The sequence below is a fragment of the Pseudomonas sp. ESBL9 genome (assembly GCF_036668715.1).
Taxonomy (GTDB): domain Bacteria; phylum Pseudomonadota; class Gammaproteobacteria; order Pseudomonadales; family Pseudomonadaceae; genus Aquipseudomonas; species Aquipseudomonas lundensis.
This window is the reverse complement of record NZ_JAZEVV010000001.1, coordinates 50,569-63,662: the sequence shown is the minus strand read 5'-3', so window position 1 is coordinate 63,662 and position 13,094 is coordinate 50,569. Positions and strand designations below refer to the sequence as shown.

At 59.0% G+C, this 13,094-nt stretch carries 13 protein-coding genes; 8 read left to right on the top strand and 5 right to left on the bottom strand.

The window, feature by feature from the left end; all coding sequences use genetic code 11:
* The first annotated feature begins 15 nt into the window (after nucleotides 1-15).
* The 6 genes from V6F78_RS00320 (at nucleotide 16) to V6F78_RS00295 (ending at nucleotide 5,273) form a co-directional block, all read left to right on the top strand.
* On the top strand, nucleotides 16-1,083 hold the full coding sequence (locus V6F78_RS00320; protein WP_047292723.1) for an ABC transporter substrate-binding protein: 1,068 nt from the start codon (nucleotides 16-18) through the stop codon (nucleotides 1,081-1,083).
* A gap of 80 nt (nucleotides 1,084-1,163) precedes the next feature.
* The gene (locus V6F78_RS00315) at nucleotides 1,164-1,979 is read left to right on the top strand and encodes an alkaline phosphatase family protein (RefSeq protein ID WP_047292721.1); all 816 of its coding nucleotides are present in this window, start codon (nucleotides 1,164-1,166) and stop codon (nucleotides 1,977-1,979) included.
* On the top strand, nucleotides 1,976-2,812 hold the full coding sequence (locus V6F78_RS00310) for an ABC transporter permease (protein ID WP_047292719.1): 837 nt from the start codon (nucleotides 1,976-1,978) through the stop codon (nucleotides 2,810-2,812). Before V6F78_RS00315 ends, V6F78_RS00310 begins: the two co-directional genes overlap by 4 nt.
* Nucleotides 2,799-3,599 carry an ABC transporter permease gene (locus V6F78_RS00305; protein ID WP_332726428.1) on the top strand — a complete coding sequence of 267 codons (801 nt, stop codon included), beginning with the start codon at nucleotides 2,799-2,801 and terminating at the stop codon, nucleotides 3,597-3,599. The genes V6F78_RS00310 and V6F78_RS00305 overlap by 14 nt, the downstream gene beginning before the upstream one ends.
* Nucleotides 3,596-4,585, top strand: coding sequence for an ABC transporter ATP-binding protein (locus tag V6F78_RS00300; protein WP_048377431.1), 990 nt, complete (start codon nucleotides 3,596-3,598; stop codon nucleotides 4,583-4,585). Before V6F78_RS00305 ends, V6F78_RS00300 begins: the two co-directional genes overlap by 4 nt.
* Before the next feature lie 34 nt (nucleotides 4,586-4,619).
* Nucleotides 4,620-5,273 (top strand): HAD family hydrolase, encoded by a 654-nt coding sequence (locus V6F78_RS00295; RefSeq protein ID WP_047282611.1) that lies wholly within the window; start codon nucleotides 4,620-4,622, stop codon nucleotides 5,271-5,273.
* A 45-nt stretch (nucleotides 5,274-5,318) separates the two neighbouring features.
* Here the strand turns inward: V6F78_RS00295 and V6F78_RS00290 are convergent, their stop codons facing one another.
* The gene (locus V6F78_RS00290; protein WP_094991301.1) at nucleotides 5,319-6,281 is read right to left on the bottom strand and encodes a zinc-binding dehydrogenase; all 963 of its coding nucleotides are present in this window, start codon (nucleotides 6,279-6,281) and stop codon (nucleotides 5,319-5,321) included.
* Nucleotides 6,282-6,420: 139 nt separating this feature from the next.
* Here V6F78_RS00290 and V6F78_RS00285 point away from each other — a divergent pair, with 139 nt between their 5' ends.
* Complete coding sequence (locus V6F78_RS00285) at nucleotides 6,421-8,502, top strand: carboxy terminal-processing peptidase (protein WP_169838526.1); 2,082 nt, start codon at nucleotides 6,421-6,423, stop codon at nucleotides 8,500-8,502.
* A 189-nt stretch (nucleotides 8,503-8,691) separates the two neighbouring features.
* Here the strand turns inward: V6F78_RS00285 and V6F78_RS00280 are convergent, their stop codons facing one another.
* From V6F78_RS00280 to V6F78_RS00265, 4 genes are all read right to left on the bottom strand, one after another.
* Entirely contained in the window at nucleotides 8,692-9,147 is a 456-nt protein-coding gene (locus tag V6F78_RS00280; protein WP_047292714.1) for an SEL1-like repeat protein, read from the bottom strand.
* On the bottom strand, nucleotides 9,148-9,516 hold the full coding sequence (locus V6F78_RS00275; RefSeq protein ID WP_047274192.1) for a hypothetical protein: 369 nt from the start codon (nucleotides 9,514-9,516) through the stop codon (nucleotides 9,148-9,150). It lies immediately after the preceding gene.
* A complete protein-coding gene (locus tag V6F78_RS00270) occupies nucleotides 9,513-9,851 on the bottom strand; it encodes a helix-turn-helix domain-containing protein (protein WP_047274190.1) in 339 nt (112 codons plus the stop codon). Before V6F78_RS00270 ends, V6F78_RS00275 begins: the two co-directional genes overlap by 4 nt.
* A gap of 415 nt (nucleotides 9,852-10,266) precedes the next feature.
* Nucleotides 10,267-11,004 (bottom strand): FKBP-type peptidyl-prolyl cis-trans isomerase, encoded by a 738-nt coding sequence (locus V6F78_RS00265; RefSeq protein ID WP_047274188.1) that lies wholly within the window; start codon nucleotides 11,002-11,004, stop codon nucleotides 10,267-10,269.
* Nucleotides 11,005-11,270: 266 nt separating this feature from the next.
* Here V6F78_RS00265 and V6F78_RS00260 point away from each other — a divergent pair, with 266 nt between their 5' ends.
* Entirely contained in the window at nucleotides 11,271-13,085 is a 1,815-nt protein-coding gene (locus V6F78_RS00260; protein WP_332726427.1) for a di-heme-cytochrome C peroxidase, read from the top strand.
* Nucleotides 13,086-13,094 lie beyond the last annotated feature (9 nt).

The following is a 13,094-nucleotide window of genomic DNA, read 5'->3' as shown; positions in this document are numbered from 1 at the left end:
CCCAAGGAGCTACGGATGAAACAGTTTTTTCTGGCATCACTGTTAGGTTCAAGCATCGCTCTGTGCAGCACGGCCATGGCCGCCGACGTCGATCTGAAAGCCCTGGAAGCCGCTGCGCGTGCCGAGGGTGCTGTCAACAGCGTGGGCATGCCCGATGAGTGGGCTAACTGGAAAGGCACTTGGGCCGATTTGAACCGGCTCTACGGCCTCAAACACATCGACACCGACATGAGTTCGGCGCAGGAAGTGGCCAAGTTTGCAGCTGAAAAAGACAACGCCAGCGCCGACATCGGCGACGTGGGCGCGGCGTTTGGACCGATTGCCATGGCCAAGGGCGTGACCCAGCCCTATAAGCCGACCACCTGGGAGCAAATCCCCGACTGGGCCAAGGACAAAGACGGCAACTGGGCGCTGGCTTACACCGGCACCATTGCGTTTATCGTCAATAAAAAACTGTTGCACGGCTCCGACGTCCCCACCCGATGGGCGGACCTGAAAAATGGAAAATACAAAGTGTCTATCGGGGATGTCAGCACAGCGGCCCAAGCCGCCAATGGGGTACTGGCCGCCGCACTTGCCAATGGCGGGGACGAAAAGAACATTCAACCGGCGTTGCTGATGTTTGCTGACATCGCCAAACAAGGGCGCCTGTCGCTGGCCAACCCGACCATCGCCACCCTGGAAAAAGGTGAAGTCGAAGTGGGCGTGGTCTGGGACTTCAACGGCCTGAGCTATAAAGCCAAGATGGCCAACCCGGAGGACTACGTGGTGCTGATCCCGTCAGATGGCTCGGTCATCTCTGGTTACACCACCATCATCAACAAATACGCCAAGCACCCCAACGCGGCCAAATTGACCCGTGAATTCATTTTCAGCGATGCAGGGCAGACCAACCTGGCACGCGGCAACGCACGGCCGATTCGGGCTGAACACCTGAAGCTGCCCGAAGACGTGCAAAAGCAGTTGCTGCCCAATGAACAGTACAAACACGTAACGCCTATCAAGGATGCCACAGCCTGGGAGAACACCTCCAAGGCACTGCCGCAGATGTGGCAGGAAGAAGTCATCATCAATATGCAGTAACGCCCTTAACCCTGGAGCGGCTGTCGCAGACTGCGGCAGCCGCGATTGGAAGGCATGCTCTTTCCCTGGTGGAGTCGTACATGAAACACAAGGTCATTCTGGTGGTGCTCGACGGGCTCAACGATGGCGTTGCCCGCCATGCCATGGGGCACTTGCAAGCGTATGCCGCCGCCGGGCGCGCGGCCCTGTACACGCTCACGTGCGAGTTGCCCGCCCTGTCACGCCCGCTGTACGAGTGCATCCTGACCGGCGTGCCGCCGATTGACAGCGGCATCGTGCACAACAATGTGTCGCGCCTGTCCCACCAGCGCAGCGTGTTCCACTACGCACGTGAAGCGGGCCTGAGCACGGCCGCGGCGGCCTATCACTGGGTCAGCGAACTGTATAACCGCTCGCCGTTTGTCATCTCCCGCGACCGTCATACCGAAGCACCGGATTTCCCGATCCAGTACGGGCATTTTTACTGGAACGATCATTACCCCGACTCGCACCTGTTCGCTGACGCGGAGCATTTGCGCGTCAAGCATTCGCCTGACTTTCTGTTGGTTCACCCCATGAACATTGATGATGCCGGGCACAAGCATGGCCTGGACTCGGCGCAGTACCGCAACAGTGCGCGCTCGGCCGACATCCTTCTGGCCGACTATCTGCAAGGCTGGCTGGACGCGGGTTATCAGGTGCTGGTGACGGCCGACCACGGCATGAACAACGACCGCTCGCACAACGGTTTGCTGGAGGAGGAACGCCAGGTGCCGCTGTTTGTGCTGGGCGATGCGTTCAGCTTCAACCCCGACGTCGAACCCCGGCAAACCGAGCTGTGCGGCACGGTCTGCGCGTTGCTGGGCGTGGCCCATGACAAGCCGGTGTGCCGCGACCTGCTGAGGCCCGCCGTATGAGTCGAAGCAAAGGGCTGGCGCTGTTGTGTCTGTTGCCGTTCGCGGTGTTTTTTATTGTGTTTCAGATTGCGCCGCTGGTGTGGGTGCTGATCCACAGCGTGCAATCGCCAGACAGCGGCTGGGGCTTGGCCAACTTCAGCAAGATTTTCAGTTCCAAGTTTTACCGACAGGCCATTGAGCACAGCCTGGAGATCAGTTTCTGGTCGAGTGTGTTTGGCATTGTGATCGCGGTGCTCGGCAGTTATTCGCTGCGCAAGGTGGATTCGCGGCTGCGCAATTTCGTCAACGCCTTCGCCAACATGACCAGTAATTTCTCGGGCGTGCCGCTGGCCTTTGCTTTCATCATTTTGCTGGGGTTCAACGGCAGCATCACGATCATGCTCAAACAGGCGGGGATCATCGAAGATTTCAACCTGTACTCCAAAACCGGGCTGATCATTCTGTACACCTATTTCCAGATCCCGCTGGGGGTATTGCTGCTGTACCCCGCCTTCGACGCGCTGCGTGAAGACTGGCGCGAATCGGCTTCGCTGCTGGGCGCCAGCAGTTGGCAATTCTGGCGTTTTATCGGCTTGCCGGTGCTTACCCCCGCCCTGCTCGGCACCTTCGTGATTTTGCTGGCCAACGCCCTGGGCGCATACGCCACGGTGTACGCCCTGACCACCGGCAACTTCAACGTATTGCCGATCCGGATTGCTGCGCTGGTGTCCGGTGATATCAGCCTCGACCCGAACATGGCCAGTGCGCTGGCGGTGATTTTGGTGGGTTTGATGACCCTGGTAACGCTGGTGCATCAGTGGCTGTTGAAGAGGACTTACCATGTCGCGCGCTGAATCCACCTCCGCCAGCCTCTACCACCGCAGCGTGGTCTGGCTGCTGTTCCTGATCCTGCTGCTGCCGCTACTGGGCACGCTGATTTACTCCATCGCCAGCAGTTGGTCGGCCACCGTTATGCCCAGCGGGTTTACGTTCAAGTGGTATGTGCAGTTGTGGGGCGATCCACGGTTCCTTGCAGCGTTCGGGCAGTCGCTGTTGGTGTGCGTGGCAGCACTGGCGCTGTCAGTGGGGCTGATTTTGCCGTTGCTGTTTGTGGTGCATTACCACTTTCCCAAGCTCGACGCGCTGATGAACATTCTGATCCTGTTGCCCTTTGCCGTGCCGCCCGTGGTGTCGTCGGTGGGCCTGCTGCAACTGTATGGCTCCGGCCCCCTGCAAATGGTCGGAACCCCGTGGATTCTGATCGGCTGCTATTTCACGGTGGCCCTGCCGTTCATGTACCGCGCCATCACCAACAACCTGCAGGCGATCAACCTGCGCGACCTGATGGACGCCGCGCAATTGCTGGGTGCCAACACTTGGCAAGCGGCGTTTCTGGTGGTGTTGCCCAACCTGCGCAAAGGCTTGTTGGTGGCACTGCTGCTGTCGTTCTCGTTCCTGTTCGGTGAGTTCGTGTTTGCCAACATTCTGGTGGGCACCCGCTACGAAACCTTGCAAGTGTTCCTCAACAACATGCGCAACAGCAGCGGCCATTTCACCAGCGCACTGGTGATCTCGTATTTCCTCTTTGTATTGGTGCTGACCTGGGTTGCCACCTTATTGAACAAGGACAAAAGCCAATGAGCTTCGTCAGCGTCGAACATCTGCAAAAAAGCTATTCCGGCACGCCCGTGTTCAGCGACATCAATTGCAGCATCGCCCAGGGAGAGTTCGTCACCCTGCTCGGGCCGTCGGGTTGCGGCAAGTCCACCCTGCTGCGCTGCATCGCCGGGCTCACCCCCGTGGATGACGGCAAGATCCTGCTCGACGGTCAGGACATCGTCCCGCTGAGCCCGCAAAAGCGCGGCATTGGCATGGTGTTTCAGAGTTACGCGCTGTTCCCCAACATGACGGTCGAGCAAAACGTGGCCTTTGGCCTGCGCATGCAAAAGGTCAATGCCAATGACAGCCACAAGCGGGCGACAGAGGCGCTGCAACTGGTGGAGCTCAATGACTACGCCAAACGTTACCCGCATCAGTTGTCAGGCGGGCAATGCCAGCGCGTGGCACTGGCGCGCTCGCTGGTCACCCGCCCACGCCTGTTGCTGCTGGACGAGCCGCTGTCTGCCCTGGATGCGCGCATTCGCAAACACTTGCGCGAGCAGATCCGGCAGATCCAGCGCGAACTGAACCTGACCACCATTTTCGTGACCCACGATCAGGAAGAAGCGCTGACGATGAGTGATCGCATCTTCCTGATGAATCAGGGCCGCATCGTCCAGAGCGGTAATGCTCAAACCTTGTACGCGGCCCCGGTGGACGCCTTCGCGGCCGGTTTCATTGGCAACTACAACCTGCTTGACCCCGAGGCCGCCACGCGCCTGTTGCAACGCCCGGTCACCAGCCGCATTGCAATCCGTCCCGAAACGCTCGCTTTAAGCCTGCACGGTGAGCCGGACGCGGTGATCCGCGGCCACAGCTTGTTGGGCAATGTGATTCGCTATCGGGTTGAGGTGCGCGGCGTGGAGTTGATCGTTGACGTACTCAATCGCTCATCCGCGGATTTGCTTGCAGATGGCCAACGGGTTGCCCTGACCATCGATCCGGGCACCCTGTGTGAGGTAGCCTGATGCGCTTCAATTCATTGCAAAGAGAGTGGCGCTGATGGCTTTGGCAATTTTTGATCTGGACGAAACCCTCATTCACGGCGACTGCGCCACCTTGTGGAGCGAACAGATGGGCCGTCTTGGCTGGGTCGATCCCATTTCGTTCATGCAGCGTAACAACGAACTCATGGACGCCTACAGCCGGGGCGAACTGGCTATGGAGACGTACATGGCCTTCAGCCTGGAGCCGATGATCGGTCGCACGCCTGAAGAAGTAGCCCACCTGGTGGGCCCATGGGTCGAGGACCATATCGAGCCCATCATTTTCAGTGATGCCACCCGCACGATCGCTGCCCATCGCCAGGCCGGGGACCGGATTCTGGTGATCTCCGCGTCGGGCACCCATTTGGTCAAGCCGATTGCCGAACGACTGGGCATCGACGAGGTGCTGGGCATTGAGCTGGAGGTCAAGCACGGGGTCTACACGGGCAACACTGTCGGCACGTTGACGTACCGGGAAGGCAAAATCACGCGCTTGCTGGAGTGGCTGGACGCCGAAGAAGAAAATCTGGAAGGGGCGAGTTTTTATTCCGACTCACGCAACGATTTGCCGTTGCTGTTGAAAGTGGATCACCCACACGTGGTCAATCCTGACCCGGTTTTGCGTGAACACGCTGAAAAAGCCGGGTGGCCGATCCACCACTGGAAGTAGGCGAACAAGCCCCTGACCACAAGGGACAGGGGCATGGCCGCCGTTTTAGAGCAGGTCCGGGTCGATCACCAGCACCAGCTTGCCGGACACTTGATTGCCGGCCAGTTCATCAAACGCTGCTTGTGCCTGCTCGATCGGGAAGGTCTTGGCCAGTTGCGGGCTCAAGCGCTTCTCGGTGAACAAAGGCCACACTTGCTGACCCAAATCGCTGAGCAAATCCGCCTTGAACTGGTCATCGCGGCTGCGCAGGGTCGAGCCCAACAGCTGGATGCGCTTGCCCAGTACGAGGGCCAGATCCAGCTCAGCCTTGCGCCCGCCCATCAGACCGATCAGCACCCAGCGACCGTCCTGGGCCAGCAATTGGAGGTTGGACTCCACGTAATTGGCGCCCACCGGGTCCAGTACCACATCGAACGGTCCCAGCGCCTTGAGGCTGTCGAGTCCGTCATTGCGCAAAACGCCACCTTGAGCACCGAGAGACTGGCAGTACGCCAGACGCTCTGCAGACCCCACGCTGACCCAGCACGGGCTGCCAAAGGCTTTACACAATTGAATGGCCGCTGAACCGACGCCACTGGCTCCGGCGTGCAACAGCACTTTTTCACCGGGTTTCAAACCGGCCAGTTGGAACAGGTTCAACCAGGCGGTGCTGTACACCTCGGGCAAGGCCGCGGCGTCGACCAACGACAGACCTTCGGGCACCGGTAAAGCGTGGCGCGCATCCACCACAACCTCTTCAGCCATGCCGCCGCCGGCCAGCAGCGCGCACACACGGTCACCCACTTGCCACGACGATCCGGGGCCGACTTCACTGATCACGCCCGAGCATTCCAGGCCCAACACCTGGCTGGCGCCGGGCGGTGGTGGATAGAGCCCCGCACGCTGTAAAAGATCGGCGCGGTTAAGCCCCGCTGCCGCCACACGAATCCGAATTTGCCCTGCATCGCAGGTGGGACTTGGCTCTTCAACCCACTTCACATGACCTTCAACGCCTTGCAATGCTTTCACAGTGCCTCCATAGTGAGTCCGGACTGAGCCCGGCGCTGAAGCACCGGGCTTTTTGCATTATGCGACCGGTCCTTGATGGAACCGGCGACTTCAAAGACGGCCTAATATGCGTTATCAATTGCCCCCGCGTCGAATCAGCATGAAGCATTTATTCCCTAGCACCGCACTTGCCCTATTCATTGGCCTCAGCGTTTTGCCGCTCTCGGCCAATACATTCGCCGCTAACAGTTGGGATAACCTTCAGCCCGATCGTGATGAGGTAATTGCCAGTCTTAACGTTGTTGAGCTGCTCAAACGCCATCATTACAGCAAGCCGCCACTGGATGACGCACGTTCCGTGATCATCTATGACAGCTACCTGAAACTGCTCGACCCCTCGCGCAGTTATTTCCTGGCCAGCGATATTGCCGAATTCGACAAATGGAAAACCCAATTTGACGATTTCCTCAAAAGCGGCGACCTCAACCCCGGCTTCACGATCTACAAGCGCTACCTGGACCGGGTCAAATCGCGTCTGGACTTCGCCCTTGCCGAACTGAACAAGGGGGTCGACTCGTTCGACTTCAATGCCAAAGAGACCCTGGAGGTCGACCGCAAGGACGCCCCATGGCTCAAGACCGAAGCCGAACTCAACGACCTGTGGCGCAAACGTCTGAAGGACGAAGTGCTACGCCTGAAAATCGCCGGCAAAGAGCCCGCGAAAATCCAGGAACTGCTGACCAAGCGCTACAAGAACCAACTGTCGCGCCTTGACCAGACCCGTAGCGAAGACATCTTCCAGGCATATATCAACACCTTCGCCATGTCTTACGACCCGCACACCAATTACCTGTCGCCCGATAACGCGGAAAACTTTGACATCAACATGAGCCTGTCGCTGGAAGGCATTGGCGCCGTGTTGCAAAGCGATAACGACCAAGTGAAAGTCGTGCGTCTGGTGCCGGCAGGCCCGGCGGACAAGACCAAGCAGGTGGCCCCGGCGGACAAGATCATCGGCGTTGCCCAGGGCGACAAAGAGATGGTCGACGTGATCGGCTGGCGTCTGGATGAAGTGGTCAAGTTGATTCGCGGCCCTAAAGGCTCAGTGGTGCGTCTGGAAGTGATTCCGGCCAGCAATGCGCCGAATGACCAGACCAGCAAAGTGGTGTCCATCACCCGCGAAGCCGTGAAGCTGGAAGAACAGGCAGCCAAGAAGTCGATCCTGAACCTGAAACAGGACGGCAAGAACTACAAGCTGGGCGTGATTGAAATTCCGGCCTTCTACCTGGACTTCAAGGCATTCCGTGCCGGTGACCCGAATTACAAGAGCACCACCCGCGACGTCAAGAAACTGCTGACCGAGTTGCAGAAAGAAAAAGTCGATGGCGTGATTATCGACCTGCGCAACAACGGCGGCGGTTCGTTGCAGGAAGCGACGGAGCTGACCAGCCTGTTTATCGACAAAGGACCGACCGTGCTGGTGCGTAACGCGGACGGCAAGGTAGACGTGCTGGAAGACGAAAATCCGGGCGCCTTCTACAAAGGCCCGATGGCGTTGTTGGTCAACCGCCTGTCGGCTTCGGCCTCGGAGATTTTTGCTGGCGCCATGCAGGATTACCACCGTGCACTGATCATCGGCGGCCAGACCTTCGGCAAAGGCACCGTGCAGACCATTCAACCGCTCAACCATGGTGAACTGAAACTGACACTGGCCAAGTTCTATCGGGTTTCCGGCCAGAGCACGCAGCATCAGGGCGTTCTGCCTGACGTCGCGTTCCCGTCGATCATCGACACCAAGGAAATCGGTGAAAGCGCCCTGCCTGAAGCCATGCCATGGGACACCATCCGCCCGGCAATCAAGCCTGCGGTCGACCCGTTCAAGCCTTTCATTGCCAAGCTCAAGGCGGACCATGAAGCGCGCACGGCCAAGGATGCAGAATTCATCTTTATCCGTGACAAGCTGGCGCTGGCTGACAAGCTGATGAACGAGAAGACCGTCAGCCTCAATGAAGCCGAGCGCCGCGCGCAGCACGCCGACATTGAAGCCAAGCAACTGGCGATGGAAAACGCCCGTCGTCAGGCCAAAGGCGAAGCACCGCTCAAGGAAATGAAAAAAGAAGACGAAGACGCGCTGCCGGTCGAGCCTGAAAAGACCAAACCGGAAGATGACGCCTACCTGAGCGAGACCGGGCGCATCTTGCTCGACTACCTCAAGCTCAATGGTCAGGTGGCCACCCGCTAACGACGCACGCGTGTCGTGGCGCAGTGGCAGCGCACGATCGGGATCAGCCGTTAAAGCCGATCCCGATCTCAGCCTGGTTTCTGAGCCACCCCGGCACGGGCGTTTGATCGGGAACAGCCGTGTTGTTCACTGACCTAAAAAGGGCGGGCCGCGCAAAGCGGTCCGCCCTTTTTTTGTCACGTCGGGGGCTTAACGCAACCCGGCCCGATAATGCTGAGCCTGTTCGGGATCGGCTTGCACCCCCGCAGCACCTTGCTCGTACAGCGCCGCCAGTTTGATCGGCGCCAGCGGGTGGCCTGCCTTGACCGCCATTGTCCACCAGCGAACGGCTTCAGCGGCGTCAGGGGCTTTGCTCACACTTCCCGCGAGGCTGAACACACCTACTTGGTACGCGGCCTTGCCATCGCCCGCCAGACCCGCCAGGCGCAACAGGCGCACGCCCTCCTCCTTGGCCCCCAGCCCTTGCCCACGAAACGCCAGAATGTGCCCATAGAAGCTCTGGGCATCGGCATCACCCAGGTTGGCCATGCGCGCGAACTGGCCTTCCATCCAGCGCCATAAACGTGGCTGGCGAACACACCAGCGCCAGTGAAACAACTTGCGCGCCAGCCAGTAGCTTAAGCGCGCCTTGAGTCGCCACATCACTCAGGCTTCCTCATGTTCGTAAACATGTTCAAAGACCCGAACCACTTCAGCGGCATGCCAGGAAGCAGCTGCAATGCCGTCAGGCGGCCCGCTGAAACGGCCGAGCCGCTCTGCGCATTCGAAAAAACCGGTACGGGGCAAACGGCTCGCCCCCTGGCTGATGACCAATGAACTGCGCATCGGCTGTTCCGCTTTGGTGTCCAGCGCGGCCAGATGCTCAAGTGCGGCGGTCAGGGTCAACATGGCCGGGCTGGGCAATTGCAAACGCTCCAGCAAGGCCCGATAGGTCACCAGGTGCCGCTGGCGGCGGGCCTGATCGAGTTCTGCCAGCAAAGCGTCCCAGTGTTGACGACTGATGCGTACGCTCATGACGCGTCCCTCCAGCCGGTGATCCCCAACTCCCAGCCAAGGCTGCGGCTGATGGCGCTGTCCGGCGTGCGCTCACCCCGTTCGATCATGCTCAGGTAAGACGGGCTGATACCGACCGTGCGCGCCAGCGTGTCGAGCGCCAGGCCTTTTGCTTCCCGCAAGCTTCGCAGTTGATCAAGCCCTGGCAGCGTGTGCTCAGGAACAGGCGCAGCTGGCGCCTCGGCGGGTGCTGGCTGCTGGCTCATACCCGCGGCCTTGAGCAGTGCCTGATAGCTTTCCCATGACAGAACCGCGTATTCGGGTTCCCCGTTGCGCTTGATAATTTGAAGATCCATTACTAAACCCCGTCAGACTTTTAAATAAATCGAGTCGGAACTTTCCCTAGAAGCTTAATCCTAACAGCCGCTAAGGTCTTGGGGGTTTTTGATGTGAGGTCAGATAAACCTACGACCGGCGAGGAAAACGGGGCGGGGCGCTGCAAATGTTATCCACACAAATTGTGGATAACCTTGTGAACAGAGCTGATTTCGATCCCTGAAAGCCCCGTTCCATAAGGGCTGCGCTCAGATCGGGCATTTTTTACACACATAAAAAAACCCATAAATTCATTGACTTGGCAGCCGAGTGGCACTAGCAACCCGCACACAGCGCTTTGGGGATGTTCCGATCAGAGGTCAAACAGAGCGTAGGAAATGAACTACAGAAACGAAAACGCCCCGTCGAGACGGGGCGCTATGTGCTGCAACTCGCTTACTTGCTGGCAGGTGCTTGCGGGGCAACTTCCTGATCAGCGCTGGCCGGGTCTTTGATACCCAGCAGCTCCAGGTCGAACACCAGCACCGAGTTGGCTGGAATGGCCGGGCTTGGGCTCTGCGCGCCGTAAGCCAGTTCGCTTGGAATGTAGAGCTTGTACTTCTCGCCAACGTGCATCAGTTGCAGGCCTTCAACCCAACCCGGAATCACGCCGCTCACTGGCAGATCAATCGGGCTGCCACGCTCAACCGAGCTGTCGAACACTTTGCCGTCGATCAGTTTGCCTTCGTAGTGAACCGTCACCACGTCGGTCGCTTTTGGCTGTGGGCCATCGGCTTTCTTGATCACTTCGTATTGCAGGCCAGAAGCGGTGGTGGTGACACCGGCTTTCTTGCCATTTTCTTCGAGGAATTTTTTGCCAGCTGCCGAGGCTTCTTCGCTCATTTTGGTCAGACGCTCTTCAGCACGCTTTTGCAGTGCGGAGAAGGCTTCGATCAGCTCGTCATCTTTAAGTTTTTGCTCTTTCTTGCCAACGGCATCTTCGATGCCCAGGGCGACGGCTTTGGAATCCAGATCATCCATGCCTTCTTGAGCCAGGCTTTTGCCCATGTTCAGGCCGATGCCATAAGAAGCTTTTTGTGCCGGAGTTTTCAGCTCTACGCTGGTCTGCGAATCGCAACCCGCCAGTACCAGGCCTACCAGAGCCACAGCTGCCGCCAACCGATGCTGTTTCATGCTATTTCCTTGTTCATGCGCCAAATGGGCAATCGAATAAAGCCGCGAGCTTATCAGGCGGCCGCGACCAATGGCTACCGGCATGAGAGCCACAAAACGATCAGAAGTTCACGCCTAAAAGACAATTCATAATCGCTGCAACTTTTGTAAACACTTAAGACGGTCTGTCAAGGCGGATGCCTATTTTTCAGCAGGAACTAATGGCTACTTGATGCCAGCCACTCTGTAAGGCATAAGACGATAAAAAATTGACAAGGAGCGTGACTGTGCGTCTGTTTTACCGTGTTCTGCTAATCCTGCTGGCGGCCGTGGCGGGGTTGATTGCCGTGGTGGTCTATTTCACCGCCCATCCACACTTACCGGCCTATCAGGCACCGCAGCAGCTGCATTACCTGGATCAATGGAGCCCGGCAGACCGCCAGACTTATTACTACACGCCCCAAGGCACTCAAGTGAAAGGCTTGCGCTACAACTGGTTCAGCGCGTTGGAGTTGCCGTTTTCGCAGCAACCTTTTGCCGCGCCCGAGTACTTGGCGCGCTTCGGCTTTCTGGTCGACCCTCAACAAAAAGCCAGTGCTGCCAACCCCGGCAATTTGCCTGTGGGGTTTACCCGTCACAGCAACCCCGGCAGCACGGTTGAGTACCTCGACATCACCTGCGCCGCCTGCCACACCGGCGAATTGCGTTATCAAGGGCAAGCCCTGCGCATAGATGGCGCCCCGGCCCAGCACGTGCTGCCTTCAAGCGTGCCGACCCTGCGCGGTGGCAGCTTCGGCCAGGCCTTGGTGGCCAGCCTGGCCGCCACCTATTACAACCCGTGGAAATTCGAGCGGTTCGCCCACGCCGTGCTGGGCGATGACTATCAAGCGCAGCACAAACAGTTGCGCCGCGAATTCAAAACCGCGCTGGACACTTTCCTCGCCGTGGCCTGGAATGACACCCATCGCGGCCTCTACCCCACCCTGGAAGGCCCCGGCCGTACCGACGCCTTCGGCCGCATTGCCAATGCCAGTTTTGGCGACGCGATTTCCCCTGACAACTACCGCGTCGCCAATGCGCCGGTCGATTACCCGCACCTGTGGGACATGTGGACATTCGACTGGGTGCAGTGGACCGCATCGGCCAAGCAACCCATGGCACGCAACATCGGTGAGGCCCTGGGTGTCGGCGCCACCCTGAGCTTTTTCGACAGCCACGGCCAGCCTTTGCAAGGGGATGCGCGCTACCCCTCCAGTGTACGGGTGCATGACTTGCACCTGATCGAAGAAACCCTGCAAAAGCTCAAACCGCCCGTGTGGCCTGAAGCACTCTTCGGCCAGATCGACCGCCCGCTGGCCGCCAAAGGGCGCGCCCTGTTCACGGAAAACTGCGCCGGGTGTCACGTGCCGCAGGTCAAGGACGAAGCAGGCCGTCGCGTGCAACAGCTGACCGTCATTGCACTGGACGTGATCGGCACGGACCCCAATACCGCCAATAACATCGCCGATAACCGCTATGACGTCAGCGCCCTGCAATGGGACCCGGCCGAGTTAGCGAAGATGAACGTGACGCTGTTTCCCCACAGCGATGAACCGCTGGACTTGCATCAACTGTCCGTTGCCAAGGGGCTGGCGTACATCACCGCCTTTGTTGAAAAGCATGCGTACGACGCCGCCGGGCTCAGCCCGCAGGAACAGGATCGCCTCAATGGTTACGGGCTGCCGATTGCCGTGCAGGAAGTGCGCGCATACAAGGCGCGGCCGCTGGACGGGATCTGGGCCACAGCGCCGTATTTGCACAACGGCTCGGTGCCCACGCTGTATCAATTGCTGTCGCCTCAGTCCGAGCGCGACGAAACGTTTTACCGCGGCACGTTTGAGTACGATCCACGCCATCTGGGTTATCGCACTGAAGCCTTTGACGGGGGCTTTGTGCTCGACACCCGCATCAGCGGCAATCACAACAGCGGCCATGAGTTTCGGGCCGGGCCGCAGGGCAATGGGGTCATCGGGCGCTTTCTGCAACCTGAAGAGCGCTGGGCCTTGCTGGAGTACCTGAAAGTCCTCGGCAGCCCGCTCGAACAACAGGTGCCCGCACTGTGAAAAGGCCAT

Bases quoted from the DNA above. Each gene is read 5' to 3' on its own strand.
- V6F78_RS00320 (WP_047292723.1), top strand. From the start codon at position 16: ATGAAACAGTTTTTTCTGGCATCACTGTTAGGTTCAAGCATCGCTCTG.
- V6F78_RS00315 (WP_047292721.1), top strand. From the start codon at position 1,164: ATGAAACACAAGGTCATTCTGGTGGTGCTCGACGGGCTCAACGATGGC.
- V6F78_RS00310 (WP_047292719.1), top strand. From the start codon at position 1,976: ATGAGTCGAAGCAAAGGGCTGGCGCTGTTGTGTCTGTTGCCGTTCGCG.
- V6F78_RS00305 (WP_332726428.1), top strand. From the start codon at position 2,799: ATGTCGCGCGCTGAATCCACCTCCGCCAGCCTCTACCACCGCAGCGTG.
- V6F78_RS00300 (WP_048377431.1), top strand. From the start codon at position 3,596: ATGAGCTTCGTCAGCGTCGAACATCTGCAAAAAAGCTATTCCGGCACG.
- V6F78_RS00295 (WP_047282611.1), top strand. From the start codon at position 4,620: ATGGCTTTGGCAATTTTTGATCTGGACGAAACCCTCATTCACGGCGAC.
- V6F78_RS00285 (WP_169838526.1), top strand. From the start codon at position 6,421: ATGAAGCATTTATTCCCTAGCACCGCACTTGCCCTATTCATTGGCCTC.
- V6F78_RS00275 (WP_047274192.1), bottom strand. From the start codon at position 9,516: ATGAGCGTACGCATCAGTCGTCAACACTGGGACGCTTTGCTGGCAGAA.
- V6F78_RS00270 (WP_047274190.1), bottom strand. From the start codon at position 9,851: ATGGATCTTCAAATTATCAAGCGCAACGGGGAACCCGAATACGCGGTT.
- V6F78_RS00265 (WP_047274188.1), bottom strand. From the start codon at position 11,004: ATGAAACAGCATCGGTTGGCGGCAGCTGTGGCTCTGGTAGGCCTGGTA.